The organism is Bdellovibrio sp. NC01 (genome assembly GCF_006874625.1).
Taxonomy (GTDB): Bacteria; Bdellovibrionota; Bdellovibrionia; order Bdellovibrionales; family Bdellovibrionaceae; genus Bdellovibrio.
Genome location: NZ_CP030034.1, coordinates 3,258,443 through 3,281,735, shown reverse-complemented (window position 1 = coordinate 3,281,735; position 23,293 = coordinate 3,258,443). Strand labels below are relative to the sequence as shown.

Below are 23,293 nucleotides of genomic sequence, written 5' to 3'. Positions count from 1 at the left end.
CTAGACTGCGACTACTTCGCTTCCACCAAGAGCTGTTCAGCGTGAGCAAGCGATGTTTTTGAAATTTTCTCGCCACTGATAAGACGAGCAATCTCTTGAATACGATCTTTTTGTTTGAGTTCTGACACAAGCATCGCCACAGAATCTTTCTGCGGAGATTTTTGGATAAAGAAGTGGATATCACCGAAGGCAGCTACTTGCGGAAGGTGAGTCACGCAAATAACTTGCTGTCCTTTAGCAATCGTCTTCAATTTACGACCTACTTTTTCAGCCGTTTCACCCGAAACGCCCGTATCAACTTCGTCGAACAAATAAGTGCGCGGTTGGTTGCTCGAACCGACAACACGTTTCAATGACAATAAGATACGAGACAATTCACCACCGGAAGCAAACTTCGCAAGTGGTCGTTTCATGTCTTTCGCAGAAGTTTGTGACAAGAATTCGACATCGCTCATGCCCGTAGGAGCAAGCGCTGTCATTTTTTCGATGTGTACGTGGAACGTCACACCTTTCATATTCAATTCGGCCAATTCTGCATTCACACTGTCAGCCAAAAGATCGGCACCTTTCAAGCGACGTTTGTGAAGGTCTGCACCCAATGTTTCAAGCTCTTTCAAAAGAACAGCCGATTCTTTTTTCAAAGAGTCGATTTTAACATCTGAATTTTGTAAGTTAGAGATTTCAATTTCCATCTCCATCAAAGCTTTCAAGATATCATCAACGCTTGTGCCGTATTTCTTTTGCAGCTTACGCAAATCGCTTAAACGGCTTTCCATTTCTTCAAGACGTTGTGGATCGGCGTCGATCTTCGAAGCGTATTGACGAAGTTCATAGATGCTTTCATCAATCAGCGTTTTTGCTTGTTCCAGGTTTTCAAGTTTGGCTGCGATTTGTGGATCAAGGTTTGAAAGCTCCATACCTTTTTTCAAAATCGCGTTTAAACGGCTGATTGCTGAATCGTCGTCTGTGTAAAGCGCTGCTTCCGCTTGGTCTACGAAAGAACCAATGCGTGAAGAGTTCTTCAATTTCTTTACTTCAACTTCTAATTCGTGATCTTCGCCCGGTGACAAATCCAACGCCGTGATTTCGTCACGTTGATAGATCAAGAAATCAAGACGTTGCGCTTTTTGTTTGGCATCGCTTTCCAACTTTTTGATCTCTTCAAAGATCGCGTGGTAGCGGTTGTACTTTTCAGTGAAAAGCAAACGCTTATCCCAGGTGCCCGCATACTGGTCGAGCAAATCCATGTGATAAGCTTTCGACATCAAGTTGCGGTTTTCATGTTGGCCTGTCATTTCAATCAATGGTGCCGAATGACCCGCAAGTTCCACCAGGGGAGCCACAACGTCACGCAAACCACCAACCGTGCTTAATGAACCGTTCAAATAGATTTTAGATTTATCACCGGCGCTTAGGACACGGCGAACGATCAAAAGATCTTCATCGACTTCAATGCCCATGTCTTTCAACGCAGCTAAAACGTCGGGACGTTTGCTAAGATCGAAAGAGCCTTCGATTGTTGCGACAGAAGCTCCCGTACGAATTGTATCGGAAGAACCTTTTCCGCCCATCAATAACGACAAGCTTTTTAAAAGCACAGATTTACCGGCACCCGTTTCACCAGAAAGAATGTTCAAGCCATCTTTGAAAGTGATGTGCAGGTTTTCGATAATTGCGAAATTAGAAACTTTAAGCTCTAGCAACATGGTTAGCTCCGATCACCGAATTTCAATTTGTCACGCAAAAGGGTGAAGTAATTATGATCTACTTGGCGAACCATCCAATGGTCATAGCAAGAGCGAGTAATCACAACCTCGTCATCAGCAGAAAGCTCTGTGGCCTTCTGACCGTCAACGATGAAGTGCGCTTTCACTGTCTTTCCATCCAATTTGAAAGACAAAGTACTGCGGTCAGGAACGATAAGCGGGCGCGAAGTCAAACTGTGCGGAGCCACAGCCGTCACTACAAACACCGGACTTTCCGGGTGTAGGATCGGGCCGCCAGCAGCCAAGTTATAAGCTGTCGAGCCAGAAGGACTTGAAACGATGAAACCATCGGCCTTCACTTCACTTACTAAAAACTTATCAGAATAAATAGCGGTGTTGATTAATTGAGAATTCGAGCCTCTTTCAATCACCATATCATTCAACGCATGGAATTCGCCGCGGCTTTTTCCTTTACGCAGAATTTTAGCAAAGATCATTGAACGTGGGCGCAATTCCATCTTGCCTGACAAAGCATCATCGATAACTTTGAAAGCCGTGTCCGATGGGTGAGCTGTTAAAAAGCCCAATGAGCCCATATTGAAACCAAGAATCGGAACACTACGGCCTTCCATCAAACGCACGGCACGCAAGTACGTACCGTCACCGCCAAGAACGATCACCAATTTCAAAGCATCCAATTGCTTTTTCGTTTTTGCGGCTTTCGTTCCGGGAATCAGCTTTTGATCAGGACCTGTGAAAACCTCATAGCCCTTGTCTTTCAAGTGCTCGGCCACTTTTTTAGCAAGGCTGACGGCTTTGTCCGTTTCAAGACGGTAAACCAAAGCGATGCCTCCGCTGTCGGCAAGTGTCAGTCTGGTGTTTCCTTGGCTCGTGTTTCTTTGCTCGGTCTTTGCCATTAAATCAATCCATCTCTTCTTAGCAAAGCTTGTGGATCTGGTTCGCGTCCGCGGAAGCGTTTGTACAATTCCATCGGATGTTCAGTACCGCCACGGCTTAAGATGTTCTCTTTGAACTTCGTAGCGACTTCAGGGTTGAACAAACCTTTTTCCATGAAGTACTCGAATGCATCGGCATCTAGAACTTCAGCCCATTTGTAAGAATAATAACCTGCAGAGTAACCGCCAGCAAAGATGTGGCTAAAGCTAACTGAAGTATTTGCGCCTTCGATTTTAGGGAACAGACGAGTTTCGGCAGTGGCCTCTTCTTCGAAGGAATCCACATTATGAATCGCTGTTGGCTCCGCCGTGTGCCATGCCATATCCATCAAACCGAATTGGATCTGACGGCAAGACATGTAACCTGCTTGGAATTTTTGTGACGCTTTTAATTTTTTGATCAAATCAGCCGGCATTGCTTCGTTCGTTTCGTAATGACGAGCGAACAAATCCAAACCTTCTTTTTCGCCAACCCAGTTTTCCATAATTTGTGATGGAAGTTCTACGAAATCCCAATACACGTTTGGACCGCTTAATGATTGGTAAGTCACGTCTGACAGCATACCGTGCAAAGCATGGCCGAATTCATGGAACAAAGTGCGCACTTCATCGTAAGTCAAAAGCGACGGTTTTGTCGGAGTTGGTTTCGTGAAGTTACAAACAATGCTGACGTGAGGACGTTTTAAAGTTCCGTCGCTCAAGCCTTGATTGCGGAACAACGTCATCCATGCGCCACCTTTTTTTGTCTCGCGCGGGAAGTAGTCCGTGTAGAACAAGCCCATGTACTTGCCGGATTTTTCTTCGAAAACTTCGTAAGCTTTTACTTCTGGGTGATAAACGGGGATGTCTTTGTTTTCTTTGAACGTCAAACCGTAAAGTTGTTTTGCGTGCGCGAAGACACCGTCAACAACGTTTTCAAGTTTGAAGTAAGGACGAAGATCTTCTTCATTGAAAGCGTATTTTTCTTCTTTCAATTTTTCAGAATAGAACGCGAAATCCCACGGCATGATTTCATTCAAACCGTCAGTCTTCTTCGCGAAGTCAGCAACTTCTTTCACATCACGTTTGCCGGCCTCTTTAGAAGCCGTCAAAAGTTTGCGTAAGAAATCGAATACCGTTTGCGGCGTTTGCGCCATACGTTCTGCCAATACGAAATCAGCATGCGTTTTGAAATTCAAAATTTTTGCACGTTGCGAACGTAGAGTTACAATTTTCTTTACGATCTCTTGATTGTCGAATTCGCCTTTGAAAGCGCGAGACGCGTAAGCTTTCCACATTTTCTCACGAAGAGCGCGATTTTGTGCATAAGTCATGAACGGCAAGTACGAAGGCGTTTGCAAATTGAAAAGCCATTGGCCTTTTTTGCCTTTTGCTTCCGCAGCCGCCGCGGCACCTTCAAGAATGCCTTCAGGGATTCCGGCAACGTCTTCTTTTTTATCCAAGTACATTTCAAAAGCGTTTGTCGCTTTCAAAACGTTTTCAGAATATTTTGGTCCAAGCACTGAAAGCTCTTGGTCGATTTGACGAAGTTTTTCTTTGTCTTGTTCGTTCAACAAAGCGCCGTTACGTGCGAACGACAAATAAGTTTTTTCAAGCAAACGAGATTGCTCTTTAGTTAAAGTCAAAGAAGCGCGCGAATCATAAACCGCTTTCACGCGTTGGAAAATCACCGGGTCCAACGAGATGTCTGAAGAAAGGGCTGTGAACTTTGGATAGATTTCTTGCGCCAAAGCTTGCAACGCTTCATCGGCATTTGCCGTTTCCATGTTGCCATAGATCAAACCGATTTTTTCAGCCAACTCTGCCGCCGCTTCAAGAGCAACAATGGTGTTGTCGAAGTTTGCTGGTGTTTTATCAGCTTTGATTTTTGCGATGTTTGCTTGTGCAATTTGGATCGACTCGTCGACGGCTGGAAGATAGTCCGAAACTTTGATTTTATCGAAAGGAACGGCCTCATCTTTTGCTAAGGACTTCGTCAGTAAGGGATTGTTAGAAGTCATAAAACTCTCCTAGTTTTTACGAGGTAAAAGACTCCAATTTTATCTCGCGAAACCAGGAAGAAATAAAGCTAAAACGCCCCATAGAAGCCGCGTTTGAGGGATTGCAAAGTGCGTCAGTCTTTAGGTGGGGATGGCTCGGAAAAAGGAAAGGGCCCTCGGTGGTTTTTACCTCTCGAGGGCCCAGGATAATGCGGCATATTAGACCGGTAAAAACCGGTGAGAAGCTGCCGCTCTTCTCGATTTACCAACGATAGTAACCGTAACCCCAGCCAGTGTTGTTGTAAGTCTGATAGGGATTTGTACAGACTCCCAAATTTGATCCGCCGATCACTTGGCGGCAAGTCGCCCCGACACCGCAAGAGTTCGCCTGATCAAGTAGACAGCTTTGAGTTACGTTGCGTGCGCAAGTTCCTGTGTTCGGTGAACCAGGAATATTTGAAACTTGAGGGATGTTGATAGTCGCACCACCACCGCCCCAAGATGTATAACTGCCGGCGCCGAAAACCATGAACACCGCGTAGTTATAAACGGGTTGCAAGAATTGATTGCTGATGCAACCAAGACCCATCGTTCCGTTATACGATGGAGAATATCCCGAAGGACATCCGCAGAAACCATATTGATTGAAATAGTTTGTGTAGTTGTAAACGGTGTTACCGTAAGGCATCGAGTATGTTGTCCAACCCGCGTAGTTACCGTACGCAGTCGTATTACAAGTCGCTGAGCCGTTAATACAACGCATGTCTGTTGGAGTGACCGCCACAGTGGTGTTACCACCGCCGCCACCATTGCTACCGCAGGCTGCAACGAAAAGCGCAAAAATGAAAAATACTAGGCGTTTCATGGGTTCCTCCATCAATGCTCCATATTCCAAGTTCCGTGCCTTTCCGAGACAGTCTCAAACCAGCTTTATTTCGTTTTCAGAGGTATTTCTTTTAAAAAGAGTGACCAAAAGGGGCACCGTGCGCCGCAAAGGGCGATTTTTTCTGGAGGCATCTACTAAGTCATGGCACTCTTGAATGGTAAATCGAAAGGAGTCGATTATGAATTTCATCGTGAGTTTTACAGCCTTGCTATTGGCTCTTCCAACTTTTGCAGCGGTTCCTCAGAAAAAAGCTGCTCCAGTCGTTCCAAAAATTTTGTCGGGAACAGGCGCTACTTATGGTGGCTTGGCAGGTTCTGGTTTTACGTTGATGGATTTGCGTAGAACAGCAGACAAAAATATCGAACGTTTGGTTTTTGATATCGGCGATAAAGAAGGCGCAGCGATGCGTGGCTGGCCTGGTTACTATCACGCCGAATTGAAAGACAACCCACAACGTCTTGTTATCGATTTTGCGCAAATGCCGGGTTCACGTTTGGATCAAGCGGCTTTGAACAATCGTCTGAAAGGTTCGATCGCCGTAAAAAACACAGTGATGAGTCTTGAGCCTGTCGACAACACTTTGAATTTGACGATGGATTTGAAAAAGAACACGAAAGTTCGCGTGTACCAAGTGATGGGAAAAAACACGACAAGTAAAGTTGTTGTGGATTTGATCACGGAGTAATTTTCTGAATGCTTAGAAAAAGTCTTCTGCTATCAGCTTTAATTCTTTCTGCGTCTGCGGCGCAAGCGCGCATCTTCGATCTTGGTAAAGAGTCGTATGCGGCGTATTTCAGTTTTGCAGGCGGGCCTTCGAATGTTGGCAAAGATGCGTTCCAGAACGAAGCGGGTACAGGAGTGACTTACACGAATGAAGTCAAATTCAACTATGCAGGGGAGTTTGGCTTCGTTTATTCAAAACCAGCGGCTAGCATTCGTTTCGGTTTGGAATTTTTGAAGCCACAAAATTTAGATAACTTAGTGGGGCGTTCGGGCGCCACGGATTTGTATTCATCCTCTTCCGAAATGATTGCCTTCATTCCTAAATTTGGTATCGATTTTAATTTGCGCACGACAAATGAAAGTCGGTCGTTTATTGGTGCCAACATCGGTTATGCAACTATGACCTTGAAAAATTCCTACACGTTAACGGCGGCAGGACAAGCGGCTTATCCGGGTATGGATGACAAGATGGAGGCTAAAGGCACGGGTATCATGTATGGCGTGACTTTGGGACATGAGATGTTGTTGTCAGACACGACGACGTGCAGTTTTGAATTGGGTTATAGTCGTTTGAAGGTCACGGATCTTAAGTATTCGCGCTCGGGCAGTTATTTCGGCACGACTCATAATGATGGAGATGCCGTTCTTAATAACGGTGCACAACGTGAAATCGATTTGTCAGGTTTGATGATCGGTATCGGCTTCCGCTTCTATCTCTAGAAGCGGAGTGATTTAGTATAAGCTCTCAATTTGTTCAGAGAATTTCTTATCTAATACTTTTCTTTTTACCTTCAAAGACGGCGTCAATTCACCAGCTTCAACTGTAAATTCATTGGGAAGAATCAAATATTTTTTGATCGACTCATAGCTTGCAAGCTGTGCGTTTGCATCGGCCACGGCTTTTTTGATGATGTCGTTCACGAATGAACTTTTCACAAGTTCATTCCAGTCGCTGAACGCAAAACCTTTGTCTTTTGCTAACTTTTCAAGACCTGGGCGGTCGACAGTCAACAACGCCACGATGTATTTCTTTTGATCGCCATGGATCAAAACATTCGTGATGTATGGGCACAGTTTCAGCAGATTTTCCAAACGTTGTGGCGCTACGTATTTGCCGCCCGCAGTTTTGATCAAATCCTTTTTACGATCTGTGATTTTCAAATCGCCACCAGGCAAGATTTCGCCGATGTCGCCAGTATGATACCAACCATCCGTGAAAGCTTCTTTCGTCGCTTCTGGATTGTTGTAGTATTCTTTCATCACTTTATCGCTCTTCACCAGGATTTCGCCATCTTCAGCGATTTTCAATTTCACTTCACCAATAGGGCGCCCCACGCTGCCAAATTTATAATTGAACGGCGTGTTCACTGTGATGGCAGCTGTTGTTTCTGTCAGACCATAGCCTTCCAAAATCAAAATGCCTGCGCAGTGAAAGAACATCGCGATATCTTGTGAAATCGGTGCGCCACCGCTGATTGCGAAACGCAAGCGACCACCAAAGGCTTCAGTGATTTTATTCAGAACTAATTTCTTTGCACCTTCGTATTTGATCAAAAGATCCAACGGAATGCTTTCGCCTGAAAGTTTGTATTCACCAACTTTTTTACCCACGGACAAAGCCCACTCAAAGATTTTCATCTTCAATGGTTGCGTTTGAACTTGGGCCCAAATAGCTGCATAGATTTTTTCAAAGATACGTGGAACCGAAACCATGATCGTCGGACGAATCTCTGTCAGATTACCGCGGATTTTTTCCAGGCTTTCTGCGTAAGCCATCGTGTAACCGATGTACAAGTGACCCCAGTGTTCAATACGACCTAAAATATGGGCGTAGGGAAGGAAGCTTAAAGAAACGTCTTGATCGTTTGCGCCTGCAAACGGGAATGCTTCGGAAACTTCACTGATCGCTTGCAGGTGAGTCAGGATCACGCCTTTCGGGCGGCCTGTCGTACCTGAGGTATAAAGAATTGTTGCTGTATCAGACGGCTTTAAGGTCTCACAAAGTTCTGTGTAAGCTTGCGGATGTTGTTGGCGATAAGTTTTGCCAATTTCATTCACAGCTTTCCATGTCAAAACATCAGCAGCCGATGATGTTTCTTCAAACACCAAAACTTTTTCAACAGCAGGGCATTGATCTTTCACGGCCATGTATGTTTTTAAAGGACCGCGCGTTTCCGTGATAAGAAAACGAGCGCCTGAGTTATTTAAAATATACTCAACGTCTTCTGGCGTGTTGTTTTGATAGATGGGAACTGTGATGGCTTTAATACCGAAAATCGCCAGGTCCGTGACCGACCACTCATAGCGAGTGTTGGCCATGATCGCAACGCGGTCACCGGGTTTAATGCCTAACGCAAGAAGAGCACAGGCAATCGTTTCGATGTCCTGATAATACTCAGACCAAGTTTTTTGCACCCACGTATTGTTATCTTTGTATTTGATGGCGATTTTTTGCGGATCGCGAGAACGCATTTCTAAAATAGAATTGCCCAGTGTGGCTGCTTTGATCATGATGTCGAACTCCGTAGGGGCATTATTACTTCAAATACAGCTCAACAGTGTCTTTTTGATCAGCGTGAATGATCACAGTCTTTTCAGCAGAAAGGCCTGTCAGCTTATTGAATGCCTGAATTTTTACACCGACTTCAGCTTGGATGTAATAAGGTTCGCTTTCACCCTTGATCGATACTGGCACGCCAGAGATTCGCAATTCAGGATTCGCACCACCGTTAGCAATTTTGATATACAAAGTTGCGACTTTCACAAGTCTTTGCAAATTGCCTTCGATAGAACCTACATCTGTTGTTGGTGTATATGTAGTTACATAATCGGAATAACCTTCTCTGACAAGACGGATGTTGGCAGGGACGTTAGCTCTGAGTGTTTTTCGCATCGGAGTGTAACCACCAGTATCAACACCGTTGATCACAACACGTGCTTTGTCAGGAGTACTCTTGATCATCACAGTGTACTCTGGAGCCGTTGCTGCCATATCTGCTTGTTGTGGTTGATCAACCGATGCTGGAGCTGCTGTTTCATTTGGCAAAGCAGCGGCTGCACTTGTCGGAGGAAGACCCACAGAAGCCGGAGCTTTTGGAGCTCCTTTTTTCGCAACGAAATTTGTGTAGCCGAACCAGCCACCTGCAACAATAAGAATACCGATCACTCCGCGCATCGCAAGAGCCGTATAGTCTTTTGAAGGAGCTGTGCTACGAATCGCCGTGCGAGTTCCCATCGGAACTCCGCCTGAAGACGGTGTGCGAGTCATTGTGTTTTGATTCGCAGCAAATGTACCCGTACCTGCAGACGTGCGAGTGTGCGTGATGTTTGTATCTGTTTTAGGACCCGCTGGTTTTGGCGGAGCCTTCAAGTTATCCAAGTTCACGCGAATGTCAGTTGACGTATTGATATCAAGCTTTTCGTTTTCAACATCATCTTCTTCAGCTGCCGCGACCGGAGCTTTAGGTACATTCTTTGGCGGAATGCGAAGATCTGTTTGGGTAACGATCGTTTTGTCCTCTTGTGTAGAGCCTTGAATTTTTGCAAATTCAACAAGCTTACGGCGTTGATCAAGGAACGCTTGTGAGAAAGCATTCTTCATGAACACGCTGAAATCGTGAGGAGAAAACTCTGGATAATGTGTATTCAAGAATCTGTTCAAATCACGGTGCAAAGCCGCCGCAGTTTGATAACGCAGACTTCTGTCTTTTGCCAAAGCCTTATTCACAATGCGTTCTAATTCCGGAGGAATAGACGGATTGATCTTACGAATAGAAGGAACTTGGCATTCACGGATTTTACGCAAGATCGCAGCTTCACTGTTTGAAGTGAATAGACGATCATTCGCTAGCAACTCCCACAACACGATACCCATAGAAAAGATATCCGTACGTGGATCGATGTTTTGACCATCTGCTTGCTCTGGAGACATGTAGCCGTATTTACCTTTTAAGGTGCCGGCTTTTGTGGCTTCCATTTGCGTTTCAGCTTTTGCGATACCGAAGTCGATGATTTTTACTTCACCTTCAAAACTCACCATGATGTTCTGAGGAGACATGTCACGGTGAACGATATTCAAAGGACGACCCGTCGTACCGTCAATGCAACGGTGAGCGTGGTCCAAACCAGCCGCAACCTCTTTAATCATGTACACGATCTGTTCAATCGTGAATTGCGTGTTGGATTTTTTAAGTTCATTAAGGATTTGGCGAAGGTTACGACCTTCAACGTATTCCATCACTAAGAAGAACTGGCTTTTTTCGACACCGAAGTCATAGATAGAAACAACGTTACCGTGATTCAAGTTCACGGCAATCTTTGCTTCCTCTTTGAACATTTCGATGAATTCTTGGTGATCTGAATATTGGGGAAGGATACGTTTGATTGCGACAAACTTGTTCACACCAACAGCGCCAGTAGATTTAGACAGATACACTTCCGCCATACCACCTGCGGCAAGGCGCTCTAGAAGGATGTATTTACCAAACTGCTCTACCGGTTGAGACATGAAAATGTGTTCCCCTTTGAGAAGACTATCGGTAAAATAAAAAGAATCTTTAAGGAGATTCGCATATGAAGTGGCTAGGACTGACCGGAGGTATTGCTTGTGGCAAGAGCACCGTAAGTCGTATGCTCGTGGAACGCAGCATTCCTGTCATCGACGCCGATCTAATTGCAAAAGAGATTGTATTACCAGGTTCTTCTGGACTTAAGTCGATCGAACGTGAGTTCGGTAGCGATATTATCCTACAAGATGGCAATCTTGATCGTCGCAAATTAGGACAGAAGGTTTTCGGCAATCCGGATCTGCTTCATAAACTAGAGGAAATCACTCATCCACTTATTCGTGCAGAAGTTCGTCGTCGCAGACGCGCTCTTGAAGACATGAACGAGCCGCTTGCGATTTACGACATTCCGTTATTGTTTGAAACGAAAGCGGAAGAGCAGTTCGATGCGATCATTGTCGTGTCCTGTACTCGAGAACAACAACGCGAACGCCTTCGTCGTCGCAATCAGTGGAGCGAAGAAGAAATTGAAATGCGCATCGCTTCGCAGATTCCGATTCAATTTAAAGAGGAAAAAGCAGACTTCGTTCTTTATAACAATAAAGACGAACAACACCTGTTGAAGGAAGTTCAGCGTCTAATGCAGTGGCTAGAGACGCTGAAAGCTTAGAAATTAAAATTATAACCCAGTTGTGCGAAAAAATCGGGGCCAGTGACGGCAATGCCAAGGCCGGCTTCGAAATTCAGACGATCACCGATTCCCAATGAAGCGCGTGCACGCCATCTTTTAATTTCGACTAAATTGCCCAATTGATCGTGTGAATCGAAAAAGCTTCCGGCGGCAACGCGGGCATAAGGGCGAAATTCATCTTCTTCGACATACCAACGACGTCCCACGAATAAACCGAAGATATTGTCTTTATTGATCTCACCACCAAAATCCCATTTTACATTTTCATGAATGTCGATCGGTGCGTAGCGAATCGAAACCAAAGGGCCTTGTGCCCACTCGTCATTTTCTAAAAGATTTCCTCCGACATAACCAAGGGCTAGTTGCACTTGTGAAGTTGGAGCGGGCGAGCGTAAATCGGCATTTGCTGTCGCCAAAATAGGATCGTTTGATGAATCCAACTTCGTTGGATCCATCGTTGTTTTTGTGTCTGTCGCAGCAGCACAAATGTGAGCGCTCACGACTAAGGTCAAAAAAAGAACAAGACGGGTCAATCGCATACGACAAAGTATAAATTATCTTTACAATGTTGTTAAGCATTTCGGAGGCATAAATATGTTATTCAGGGGACTTCTTCTCCTCTCTGGTCTGTTGTCTGTTGTAAGCGCGCAAAAAACTTTTGCGGCAGACACATCAGTCAGCACAACCATCCACCATCAATATCAATCGCCTCGCGCCTTGGGAATGGGTGACGCTTTCACTGCCGTAGCAGATGATTACACTGCGATTTTTTATAATCCAGCCGGTTTAGCACGTCGTGAAGAAGGACAAATCAATCTGTCAATTTCAGCGGAAGGCACACCTGGCGCGAAAGATTTCTATGATGAGTATAAAGACATCGAAGAGTCGGGCTTAAGTGATAGCGACAAGACAACTAGGTATCTAGACATGATTCAGAACCACTATGGTGATGTGTACTCTGTGCGCGTGACTCCGGTGGAAGCGGTTTGGGTTCGTCCTAAATGGGGTGTTGCACTTATTCCAATGGATGTGTCGGTTGAAACAGCGATGCATCAACAATTAGGTCCAACGATGAACACGACTGTCTATGCGGATACAACACTGGCAGTTTCGTATGCGAGCGATTTGAATTGGTTTGATTACGGTCGCTTTTCAATGGGTATCACTGGGAAATTCGTGAATCGTGGTTTCTTCAGTAAAGGTATCAACGCGGTCGATTTAGCAGCAAGCAGTCAGATCGTGCAACGTGAAGACTTGCTTGAAGGTTACACTGTGGATGCTGATATCGGGATGTTGTGGACGCCGGAACTTCCTGATGAAGGTTTTTGGTCGTTACTAAAAGCCGCTCGTCCCACGTTTGGTTTAACAGTCCATAACGTTGCTGAAACAGGTTTTGGTCAGTCTTTGAAATTGATTAATAAAGACGTGCAACAAGCGGGGACTCCGGAAAAACTTTATCGAGTCGTCGACGTTGGTACAAAATGGGAATACCCAGCAGCGTGGATTTTCGGTGGTCGCGGTGTTTTAGATGTCCGCGATTTAGGTCATCCTGATTTCAGCTGGAAAAAAGGCATTCACGCCGGTCTTGAGTTTGATTGGACGGTGAAGAGCTGGTGGAAAGGTCACTATCGTGGCGGTATCAGCGAAGGCTATTGGACAGCGGGTCTTTCAGCAGAGCTTGGTATTTTCAACTTGGACCTTGTGAGTTACGCGAACGATGTCGGCACGAAGAACACTCCTGTCGAGAGCCGCGTTTACGGCACACGCATGAGTTTGGATTTCTAATTTAGAATTGAAATGATGAAAAAGAAAAAGGCTCTCGGAAGAGAGCCTTTTTTATTTGTACTTAAACTTGCGAAACTAGTTTTGCGACTTCCAATATTCAAGCAGCGTCTGCGCAATTTCTTTTGGATCCGTACTTGATAGATCGATGCTATCGCCTGGTGGCAATGAAGCATTCAGACTTTCAAGGCCTTTATCGATCGATTTACAAATCTCTGAACCCGAATTGTTCGTGCAAGTTGAACCGTAGACGGTTTCAATTGCAGTTCCGATGGCTTCAAGTGAAGCCACAGTGCTGGCACTCGGAGTACCTGATGAAGCATCTGCCACAAGATCGTCTAGCGCACCTTTTAAATCGTTCATGTCAGGCAATTGACCAGAGTCGATATCGAAACCAGGAATTAAACCAACCAATGTCGTCGCAGATTTCGCCATCGCTGCAACCAAAGCCATACCTTTACTGTTCGAATTTACACACGCAGTGAAAGTCGACTCCATGTTGGAACCAAGATTCAAGAATGAAAGCATTGTCGTTACATTCGAAGAACCATTGTTACTGTCTTTAATAGCAGTCAAAGCTTTCGCTAAGTTTTCAGTCTTAGTCACACCAGCACCAATAAAGCCGGCAGAGCAGCGAAGCGCATTTGCTTGTGGCGTCTGAATGCTTGCGATCTTCGCTACACACGAGTTAGCACTTGATGCGTCCGTAGCACCATCAAGACAGTATTGTGCTTCAGCGATTTGGTCTTTTTCCGTTTCTTGCTCGCAACCTGCAAGCACAGCAGTAAGACCCATCATTAGAGCTATCATAGCTTTTTTATTCGTGAACATGTTGTCCAACTCCCTTTGAATTTGCGACGGATAACCCCTAACTTATCGGCGTCCAAAGCTTCTGTCTTAACTCAGATCTTACTGTTTGCGCCTAACGAATCCTGGCCTCGACTATCGACCGTATTTTTATGAGACGTCTCAATGTGAGCCTATAAATACCGATAAAGAAGATGGAGATTGGCTATGAAAAGGATTTTGTGGATCGCTCTCATTCAAATCGCACTGATGTTGGCTTTTGTAGCTGATGTGAACGCGCGTGAATTGCATGACTTCTATAATGGAGTTCGCTGCCTAGGGATGGGTGGTGCGTGTGCAGCCGTTGTGAATGATGAAACAGCATTGTTGGTGAATCCTGCAGCTTTAGGAAAGCTGCGTGATTTCTATGGAACTATTATTGACCCAGAGGTCGAAGCCAATACAAATCTTCCAGGTATGTATTCGGATTCTTCATTCTCAAATCCCTTCAGTCTTGATGACGTTAAAGGCGCGTTGGATAAAAATCGCGGCTCTTACTATCACGCGAAGGCGCAAGTGTTTCCATCATTTGTCGGTCGTAATTTCGGTATTGGTCTTTACGGTAATTCGATGTTGGATGCGCAAATGGCTGAAGACGGTACAACGATTGATACGTTCTATCGCAGTGACTTGGCGTTAGTTCTTGGTTTCAATTTCCGTTTCTTTGACGGTCGTTTGAAAATCGGTGCGAATACGAAATTGGTCGACAGACAAGAAGTGAATGACGACAAAGTCAGTACCGCAAGTTCGACTTCATATAGTGACATCGCAAAATCTGGTTTAGGTCTATCAACCGATGTGGGTGTGATTTTATCTGCGCCGTGGGTGTTATTACCAACTGTCTCAGCCGTTCTTCATGACGTCGGTACGACCTCATATAATTTGGGTTCAGGTTTGAGAATGTCGACAGCTAATCATCCCGATACAGTCGATCAAAGCTTAGATGTCGCTGTTGCAATTTTCCCGATCCACACTAACTACGTGAGATCATCATGGACTATTGAATACCGTGACTTATTGTCCACAGAAGATGACAAAATGAAACTGCTTCATGCTGGGATGGAGTTCAACTTCGGCGATGTGTTCTTTATGCGTGCAGGTTATAATCAACGTTATTGGACAGCAGGTTTAGAACTTGCCTCAGAGCACTTCCAATATCAGCTCGCAAGCTACGGCGAAGAAGTCGGCACCAAAGACGCAACTAAAGAAGACAGACGTTACGTTTTCAAGTTCGCATTTAGATTCTAGGCTGGTTAGCACTCCGACGTTGTCGGAGTAGGGTTTAGCACTTCGACGATGTCGAAGTAGGGGTAAATATGAAGCGCTTTAAAAACATTCTTATTCTGATGGTGTGTCTGGGGTTAACAGCCTCATGTGACAAGCCGAATGTTTTTGAAGATTTCTCTTCGAAAGATTCCGACGAGGCGTTGTACATTGACGCCCAAAAAGACATCGACAATTTAGATTGGGATGGCGCGATTGATATTTTAGAAAATCAATTGTCATCAACATTTAAAGCACGTCGCGATGTTATTAATACTCGTGCGGGTGCTTATGCCGGAAAATGCGGAATCAAATTTTCTACTTTGGTAAACAGTTTGAAAAACGCTTCAGGCTCTGCTTCCAACATCTTTCCGTTCATTATGCAGATTTTTTCCGGAGTCAGCGTCACGCCGTCAGCTTGTGATCAAGCAATCACACTGATGCAATCGATCGGTGCTGTTGGAGTCCGAACGGCTGATGAAAATCTTTTTATATCCGTGTTAGGTTTGGCGCGCGTAGCAACAACGTTGGCTTCAAAAATTGACGTGAATGGTGATGGCTCCGCAGACGCTGGCACAAATGTTTGTGACGATTGGGTTGCCGGTGTCGCACAGAATCCGTGGACCGCAGCAGATGCGCCACTGGATTCGTGGCTGCCTTCACCGGCTCAGCCCGCGCACTTTTTAACGGATGCGGAAATTAAAAAAATCGCGGCAGGTTTGGGATTGATCACTGAAAACTTAACCGCTTTGGGTGATGTGATCGGTGGAAGTAATAACTTAATCACCGCAGTTGATACGATCAATACCGCATGTACGGGTTTGGGCATTACGTGTACTTCGACGGACCCAACCGCAATCACGGCACAGGTGGTTTATGGTTTTAGAATTTTACTAGATACAAGCGCGCAAGGATTTGGTTCTTGTAGCACATCGACAAGTTTACCGGCGGCACCTCCGGGTGCGACTCCGGCACCACCGGCGTGGTATGCGGGTGTGTGTTGTCCATTTCATAAGTTTTAGGATGATTGAGTGTTAAAGGGATTTTTAACTTTCATTTTATTATTCACAGCCCAGGCAGCGATGGGTCAGCAGTTGTACGAAACAGCTCGCTCGATTCGTTCATTGGGTATGGGTGGGATGTATATTCCCGTCGTGAATGATGTTGATGCTTTGTTTTACAATCCAGCGGCTTTGGCGAAACAAAAAGGTTTTAACTTTTTATTGGCCGACGTGGCTTTAGGTATTAACAGCGACGCGATTTCCGATATCGATACTTATAAAGATTTTGATCCTAACGATCCGACATCCTACGACAGTCTTTTTGGTAAACGCTTGTATGCGCAAGGCATGGGTAAGGCTGGTTTTACGATGCCTTATTTTGGTGTCGGTTATTACACCAACTACGACGTGTCCTTGGAACTTCATAATCCCGCTTATCCACAATTTAAAACTTATTTCTTGAATGACTCTGCCTTTGTGTTGGGCGGCGCTGTTCCGATCACAGAAAATTTCTCTGTTGGTATGAACTTAAAACGCATCACTCGCTGGGGTGGTGAAGAAAAAGATCTGGGACTTAGCACAATTGCGAACGGCACAAGTTTCGACGAGATCGGTAAAAACTTTGATAATAAAGGTGTCGGTTACGGAATCGACTTGGCGTTAGAGGCGACTCTGCCAACTCCATTCAGTCCAACATTCGCGCTGGTGTGGCAGGATGCAGGTGGTACTGCGTTCACAAAAACGTCGGGGACAGATGCTCCGCCGATGATTCCGCAAAATTTAAGCGCCGGTTTTGGTTTGGGTTTTGATTTGCCTGGCATCGATTGGACGGCGGGGATTGAGGCGCGCCATTTAACGGACTCAGACGTGCAGTTGGGTAAGAAAATTCACTTGGGTACAGAGCTTTCTTTACCACTTATTGACGTTCGTGCCGGTATAAGCCAAGGCTACCTCAGTTATGGTGTAGGCGTGAATTTTCTCATATTTCATCTTGATGCTGTTAGCTATACCGAAGAACTTGGCGTTTATCCGGGACAAACAGCAGAGAATCGCTATGCGGTGAGCCTAAGTATTGATTTAAGTTTTGATGCAGCCTTCAAATTCACGGATAATGACGGTAAGAGAAGAAAACTAAAACAACGTCGGTAATTCGTAGATGCTGCATATCCTTTCCATAGAAAATCGCTCGCAAGTCAACGAGCTGTTCGCGAAATATAATCCGCGTGAACAATCATGGCTTGTTTCTGACTTGCGCACGAAGTTCGAACTTCAGCAAAAAATTCTTGCTCGCGATGGTCAATACATCGACGAGTCAGTTCTACGTGCCAGTGACTTATGGAAGATGTTGTTGAAACGTCTTGAGCCCCGCTTGCGACTGGTCAGTGATCCGTTCGCGCGTTCGTTATTACGCACGATCATGGATGACAATGCGGATGTGCTGGGTGTGAACTCTTCTGCTGAAGACACTGTTTTTTCCTACATTGATCAATTGGCGGCCATCATTTTCCATCCCGATGGCAGTAAGCGTTTGGATGAGTGGTTTGAAACTCACGAAGAAGCAAAGAATCGTTGGCGCGATTGGTATTTGCGCGCGCGTTTCTGTGCGATCAAGTTGATTGAAGAATACAATGTCATCACTTCGGATTGGATCACTTCGTACTTACAAAACTTCAACGAACTTGAAAGAGTTTGGAATATTCCCCTGATCGTTGACCTAAGTGGAGAGATCTCACGCGTTGAAGCCGAAATCTTGCGCGTGATTTCACGTTCGATTGATGTGATTGTGTTAGAGCCTTCTCCGGAATGGCGTAAAGACTTCCACTTCTTGCTTCGTCCTTACGAAGATCTGCGTGGACAAGCGGCAAGTGTTGGAAAGTTACAACCTGTCGCTAAAACAGAAAAGAAAACGGACGTTTTGCGTTTTTCTGGAATGCTTGCAGAGATTAAGAACTCTGTCGGTCAAGCCCGTGAATGGTTAAGTTCTGGCATTGAAGCCTTATCTATTGCGATTGTGGCTCCTGATATCGAAACATACTGGCCGGTTCTGCAATCATTCTTGGCTGAAGAGGGTATTCCTTATCAAAAAGATATCACTCACAAAGCGCAAAGTTTGCCGTCTGTGACAAGATGGCTTGCGACCTTACGTTCAAAAAGTGGTCGCTTGTCTTCTTCGGATCTGGAAATTTCATTCTTTGATAAACACGAATCGCAACAAGTACGTTACGAAGAATTTAAAGCCTTGTTTAAAAGTCTTTATGTGAATGAAGACTTAGCTCGTAACGAAATTGTGCATAAGATCTTTAGCGATCAGTTGGATGTCACAGGTCTTGTGACTCGTGATGAGTTCGTTTTAAAAGCTCTGAGCTATTGGAATTCCAATGAAACAGAAATCGTGCAATTGGTTTTGCGCGAACTTCTGCAAAATGCAACAGCCAACACCAAGCTGATTTGGAAAGAATGGCTGAGCTATCTTGAAAGCATTGTTGCGGCAAAAGAATTCTCTTTAGAAAAAGGGGAGCCCTCTGGAATTCTTGTGACAAAGCTTATGTCTGCGCACAGTGAAAAAGCGTTGTATCGAATTTTCCTGGGCATGACAGACGAAGCATTGAAAGTGAAAAACAAAACTCAACTTTCTGGCCAAGATTATTTTGAGTTAGCGAAAGACATCGGTTTTTATCTGGATAATCCGGATCAAAGCGATCTGGAATTTGAATTGCGCCTGTTGGCTGAAGCGAACTCTAAATACGATATCTATTGCTTTGGCGCGACGGACTTAAGTGGTTCTTTGTGTTCGCCTTCCACTTTCTGGATGAGTTTAAGTGGTGAAGACCATGAACATCTGACTTTGCCGAAAGAAACTCGTTGGGATGAATTACAATATTCAGAACTTGCGTCGGGCCGTCAGTGGTTGGATGCACGTCGTTCTGAAGTTGAAGCGCGTATTGATATGGATTTAGGTCATCAACCCACGCCAGCAATTGTGCTTAAGGATTTACCGCGTATTTCAGCGTCAGCGATCGAAAGCTTCCTGGAGTGTCCGTTTATCTTTGCGGCACAACGATATTTCAAATTAAAAGATCTTCCTGATATCGATTTAGATGTTGATCATCGTACTCGCGGGCAATTAGCCCATGCCTTGTTTGAGCGTCTGACGATCGAACCGATGCGTTTTGATTGGACCGTCAGCGAGCTTGATGAATTATTAGAATCAGCACGCAAAGAAAAAGAATTAATCTTTGCTGATGAACGCCTGTGGCAGCCGCTTAAGAAAAAGCACATTCAATTGGGCACACGTTTCTTAGATTTTGAAAAGAAATGGCGTGAAGAGTTCAAGAAGACTAAAACGTTAGCGCGTGAAAAACGTTTTGAGTTTTATCTTGATCCCAAAACCGAAGAGCTAAGCCGTGAACCCATTGCGGGGGGCTTTAGAATCTCGGGACAGATCGACCGTATTGATGGCAACGATCAGAAACATCTTATTGTTCTGGATTATAAATCGTCAGCGGGTGGTATCACGTCACATTCTTCTTGGCTTAAAAACAATCAACTGCAATTACTTTTCTATATGTGGGTTTTAGAAAAGGCCCTGATGGAAGACGTTAAAGGCGAAGTGATTGGTTTGTTCTATTATATCTTCCGTACATTTGATCGTAAGGGTTTTAAAATTGAAGATTTGGCAGGACATCTGTATCCGGCTTCAAAACGCAAAGATAAAAATGCAACCTTTGAAGCCAAAGAATTGTACCTGACAGAGTTTTCAAAAGTTTTGATGATGACCCTAGATCGCATCCGTCAAGGTGAAGTCAGTCCGGTTCCAGCTGATGACCAAACCTGCAATACCTGCGAGTGGAGAAGGCAATGTCGAGCGCCACATCTGAATTAAAAAATACCATTCTGCGCGCGGGCGCAGGTGCAGGTAAAACAACGACGCTGACAAAAACATTTTTGCAGTTCGCGGATGACTTTAAAACGAAGCACGGCAAGTTCCCGCGCATCGTTGTCACAACATTTACGCGTAAAGCGACTCAAGAACTTAAAGAACGTTTGCTTAAAAAGGCGTTGGAAGAAAAGCGCGACGATCTTTTTCAATTCGTAAGCTCGCGTTCGCAAGTTCAGATCTCAACAATCCATGGGGTGTTAAGTCTGTTTTTGTCACGTTATGGTGCTTCGATAGGTTTGACTCCAGATTATTCGATCTTAAGTGATGTCGAAGTGCGCAGGCACGCGCGTAAAATCATGCGTAAGTACATTTTGGAAATCCCGCACTTGCAGGATCTTTTGGAAGAATACGAATTCCAAACTTTGGAAAGCGCTTTACTGCAATACTTCTCGGAAAAGATTATTTTTCCGCATGCGACGTTTATTCCTGAAGCGGATTTAGGCAAAGAAACTTTGAAGATCATCCAAGATATCGGCAGCCGTATTAAGCGCGTATGTTTGGAGATCGAACAGGAAGCATCGAATGATAAATGGCGCGATTATGCGTCAAGCCTGCGTAACTTTGATTGGTCGGTGAATGAAACTAATGTCGAGACCTTCTTTGAGCGTTTGCTTTCATTCTGGGAATTTACGACGAAGCCGCAATTTAGAAAAGCGACGCCGCCATTTAGTTTAAGTCTGAATGAAGAATTGGAAGAACTGCGCGGCCGTATCGATAAGCTTCTTGAAGAACCGCGCTATCGTCCCCAATTCTGGAAGAAGCATCAAAGAAACTGTGAACTCTTTGAAGAGCTTGCGGGCAAATTCTGCGACGATTTCTTAGTGTTGAAACTTGAAAGCGGTTTCTTGTCGATGGCCGACCTGGAAACACTTTCGTACAAAATTATTAAAGACTCTCCGGATTCGGCCCAGAAGTTCTCACATGAGTGGGACTTCTGGATGGTCGATGAGTATCAAGATACATCTCCGATTCAAGTGGAACTTCTGCGCAATTTGGTCGGCGATCGCCCTGCCTTTGTGGTGGGTGACCCGCAACAAAGTATTTATCTATTCCGTGGTGCGCGTTCTGAAGTTTTCCAAGAGAAAGTAAATGAAATCCAAGCCCAAGATGGCGATGTCCAAGTGAAACTTGTGAATTATCGTTCATCGCCGGAAGTTTTGGAGTTCTTTAATCATTACTTCACTAAATTAAGTTCACAATTCGCGGCCATGACTCCAGATCCAGCGAAGGAACGTAAAGGTCCTGCCGATCCGGTAGTGCAAGTGATCTTAAGCGAAACGGGTGATGAAGATGAAACGTCTGCGGAAATTCTTGCGACGGTTTCGCGTATTCAAGAATTACTGAAAGACGGCGTCAGCCCTGAACAAATCTGCGTTCTAAGTCGCACACACAGAACTTTAGAAGATATCGCTAAAGTTGCACAAGAATACGGTGTGCCTTTACAACTTCATAGCGGCAGTGGTTTTTACGAGCGCCGTGAAGTTCTGGATTGTTTGGCGATTTTAAAATTCTTAGTAAACCCGCACGACAACGCAAACTTTGTGGCGTTGTTACGTTCGCCATGGGTGCATATTAGCGATACGGAATTACTGACTTATTGTCACAGCTTCAAACACTCCTTCTGGAAAGAGGCTTTAAAGACTCTTGCAGAAAAGCCGGAATCTCATCCCTTGCATGTACTAAAGCAGTTGCACGCTTGGAGTGAAGAAAAAGGTTTGTCGTGGACTTTAAAGAAGGCCCTCGTTGAATTGGGTTTGTTCGATTATTCGGCAAGAATCGATTCAACCGGCCGACGTGAAGCGAACTTGTGGAAAGTGGTTTCACTTTTAAGTTCTGAAGAACGTCGTCCTGGATTTAACTTCCTGGATTTCTTAGATACCAGCCTTGATACTCTTTCAACCGATGAAGGTGGTGAAGATTCAGACGCAACCCCGGTGATTGAACCAAAGCGTGTGAACTTCATGACCGTGCATGCTTCAAAAGGTTTGCAGTTCGATCAAGTGCTATTGCCAGGTATGGGAAAAGATCCGCGCGCAAGTTTTGCGCCGATGATTTCTTTCCATGAAAAGACCGGGCAGTGGACTTTGAAAGTGCGCGATGAAGAATCCCAAGCGATGGCCGGCAGTATTCTTGCCGATCAAATCGTTGAAGAATTGCGCCAACGTGAATCCGAAGAGTTCAATCGTGTTCTGTACGTGGCCTTAACTCGTGCAAAACATGGTGTGACGCTTTTGTGGGATAAAAAGGTCGGTAAGAAATCCTGGGCCGCTCAATCGCCATTAAACTTGGAAGAGGGTCTGCACGAAGAAAAAGATTTCTCTTACGTGGTTCGCAGTGAAAATCCTCAGCCAGAAAAGATGACGGCTGAAGATCTGCAGAAAAAGAAACTGCGTGATCTGTGGAAAGCGCCGCAAGCGGAAGAAAAGCGTAAGTACATTTCAGTAACGGAACTTGTGACGCCTGAAGGTGTCGCGGGTGCCGAATACCAAGCGTCAGTAAATCAGTTGGCTCCGGGATTAGCACGCGCCCAACAAGGAACGAACGCTCACAGATTGTTTGAAGCTTTGAAGTACACGCCTTACGAAAGCTTAAAAGATATTGCAGACGAAGATTTGAAAAAGCCATTAGAGTTTTTGGCGACGACGGATAAAATCCCAATGCTAGAAATCATTAACAAAGGTTTCGTAGAATGGGGTTTTGCACTTTCCTATCAGAACTCACTGATGCAAGGTCAGATCGACTTGTGGGGCATTGTTAATGAGACATTGTGGATGGTCGACTACAAAACCGGTTCACAAAGATATTCAGAAACGGCGTTCAAACAATTAGAAGCCTACACATGGGCTTTGAATCGTATGAAGTATTTAACCGCAGTCAAAGAAGTAAAGCTCGCGGTCGTTTATCCGATCGATGAAGTGGTCAAAGTCCAAGATATCAAAGATCTGAATGCGCTTGATCAAAAGCTTGGAAATCAAATTCACGCCTATTTGCAGAACAAATAAAAAAAGGGCAGAG

General features: G+C 44.9%; 17 protein-coding genes. 9 read left to right on the top strand and 8 right to left on the bottom strand.

Going from position 1 to position 23,293, the window contains the following annotated elements:
* Positions 1 to 11: 11 nt before the first annotated feature.
* The 4 genes from recN to DOE51_RS15645 all read right to left on the bottom strand — a co-directional run bounded on the left by recN (position 12) and on the right by DOE51_RS15645 (position 5,506).
* Positions 12 to 1,706 (bottom strand): DNA repair protein RecN, encoded by a 1,695-nt coding sequence (recN, locus tag DOE51_RS15660; RefSeq protein WP_142697474.1) that lies wholly within the window; start codon positions 1,704 to 1,706, stop codon positions 12 to 14.
* 2 nt (positions 1,707 to 1,708) lie between these two features.
* Positions 1,709 to 2,623, bottom strand: a complete 915-nt coding sequence (locus tag DOE51_RS15655; RefSeq protein ID WP_142697473.1) for an NAD(+)/NADH kinase — start codon at positions 2,621 to 2,623, stop codon at positions 1,709 to 1,711.
* On the bottom strand, positions 2,623 to 4,662 hold the full coding sequence (locus DOE51_RS15650; RefSeq protein ID WP_142697472.1) for a M3 family metallopeptidase: 2,040 nt from the start codon (positions 4,660 to 4,662) through the stop codon (positions 2,623 to 2,625). Before DOE51_RS15650 ends, DOE51_RS15655 begins: the two co-directional genes overlap by 1 nt.
* Positions 4,663 to 4,903: 241 nt before the next feature.
* Positions 4,904 to 5,506, bottom strand: coding sequence for a hypothetical protein (locus DOE51_RS15645; protein ID WP_142697471.1), 603 nt, complete (start codon positions 5,504 to 5,506; stop codon positions 4,904 to 4,906).
* A 199-nt stretch (positions 5,507 to 5,705) separates the two neighbouring features.
* Here DOE51_RS15645 and DOE51_RS15640 point away from each other — a divergent pair, with 199 nt between their 5' ends.
* Both DOE51_RS15640 and DOE51_RS15635 read left to right on the top strand, forming a co-directional pair.
* A complete protein-coding gene (locus DOE51_RS15640; RefSeq protein ID WP_142697470.1) occupies positions 5,706 to 6,212 on the top strand; it encodes a hypothetical protein in 507 nt (168 codons plus the stop codon).
* Positions 6,213 to 6,220: 8 nt separating this feature from the next.
* On the top strand, positions 6,221 to 6,970 hold the full coding sequence (locus DOE51_RS15635) for a hypothetical protein (RefSeq protein ID WP_142697469.1): 750 nt from the start codon (positions 6,221 to 6,223) through the stop codon (positions 6,968 to 6,970).
* A 12-nt stretch (positions 6,971 to 6,982) separates the two neighbouring features.
* Here DOE51_RS15635 and DOE51_RS15630 read toward each other — a convergent pair whose 3' ends face one another.
* Positions 6,983 to 8,761, bottom strand: coding sequence for a long-chain fatty acid--CoA ligase (locus tag DOE51_RS15630; protein ID WP_142697468.1), 1,779 nt, complete (start codon positions 8,759 to 8,761; stop codon positions 6,983 to 6,985).
* 25 nt (positions 8,762 to 8,786) lie between these two features.
* Positions 8,787 to 10,757, bottom strand: coding sequence for a serine/threonine-protein kinase (locus DOE51_RS15625; RefSeq protein ID WP_142697467.1), 1,971 nt, complete (start codon positions 10,755 to 10,757; stop codon positions 8,787 to 8,789).
* A 65-nt stretch (positions 10,758 to 10,822) separates the two neighbouring features.
* Between DOE51_RS15625 and coaE the strand changes: the two genes are divergently transcribed.
* On the top strand, positions 10,823 to 11,425 hold the full coding sequence (coaE, locus tag DOE51_RS15620) for a dephospho-CoA kinase (protein ID WP_142697466.1): 603 nt from the start codon (positions 10,823 to 10,825) through the stop codon (positions 11,423 to 11,425).
* Here coaE and DOE51_RS15615 read toward each other — a convergent pair.
* On the bottom strand, positions 11,422 to 11,946 hold the full coding sequence (locus tag DOE51_RS15615; protein ID WP_142697465.1) for a hypothetical protein: 525 nt from the start codon (positions 11,944 to 11,946) through the stop codon (positions 11,422 to 11,424). The two genes, coaE and DOE51_RS15615, sit on opposite strands and share 4 nt — an antisense overlap.
* Positions 11,947 to 12,040: 94 nt before the next feature.
* Between DOE51_RS15615 and DOE51_RS15610 the strand changes: the two genes are divergently transcribed.
* Positions 12,041 to 13,231 carry a hypothetical protein gene (locus DOE51_RS15610; RefSeq protein ID WP_142697464.1) on the top strand — a complete coding sequence of 397 codons (1,191 nt, stop codon included), beginning with the start codon at positions 12,041 to 12,043 and terminating at the stop codon, positions 13,229 to 13,231.
* Between the two features lie 75 nt (positions 13,232 to 13,306).
* On the opposite strand, the gene DOE51_RS15605 is transcribed toward DOE51_RS15610, so the two are convergent.
* Entirely contained in the window at positions 13,307 to 14,059 is a 753-nt protein-coding gene (locus DOE51_RS15605; protein ID WP_142697463.1) for a hypothetical protein, read from the bottom strand.
* Between the two features lie 183 nt (positions 14,060 to 14,242).
* Between DOE51_RS15605 and DOE51_RS15600 the strand changes: the two genes are divergently transcribed.
* The 5 genes from DOE51_RS15600 to DOE51_RS15580 all read left to right on the top strand — a co-directional run bounded on the left by DOE51_RS15600 (position 14,243) and on the right by DOE51_RS15580 (position 23,280).
* Positions 14,243 to 15,322 (top strand): hypothetical protein, encoded by a 1,080-nt coding sequence (locus tag DOE51_RS15600; protein ID WP_246845125.1) that lies wholly within the window; start codon positions 14,243 to 14,245, stop codon positions 15,320 to 15,322.
* Positions 15,323 to 15,390: 68 nt separating this feature from the next.
* Positions 15,391 to 16,359 (top strand): hypothetical protein, encoded by a 969-nt coding sequence (locus DOE51_RS15595; RefSeq protein ID WP_142697462.1) that lies wholly within the window; start codon positions 15,391 to 15,393, stop codon positions 16,357 to 16,359.
* A gap of 9 nt (positions 16,360 to 16,368) precedes the next feature.
* The gene (locus DOE51_RS15590) at positions 16,369 to 17,487 is read left to right on the top strand and encodes a hypothetical protein (RefSeq protein WP_246845124.1); all 1,119 of its coding nucleotides are present in this window, start codon (positions 16,369 to 16,371) and stop codon (positions 17,485 to 17,487) included.
* A gap of 7 nt (positions 17,488 to 17,494) precedes the next feature.
* Complete coding sequence (locus DOE51_RS15585; RefSeq protein ID WP_142697461.1) at positions 17,495 to 20,221, top strand: PD-(D/E)XK nuclease family protein; 2,727 nt, start codon at positions 17,495 to 17,497, stop codon at positions 20,219 to 20,221.
* The gene (locus DOE51_RS15580; protein WP_142697460.1) at positions 20,197 to 23,280 is read left to right on the top strand and encodes an exodeoxyribonuclease V subunit beta; all 3,084 of its coding nucleotides are present in this window, start codon (positions 20,197 to 20,199) and stop codon (positions 23,278 to 23,280) included. The genes DOE51_RS15585 and DOE51_RS15580 overlap by 25 nt, the downstream gene beginning before the upstream one ends.
* Positions 23,281 to 23,293: the final 13 nt, after the last annotated feature.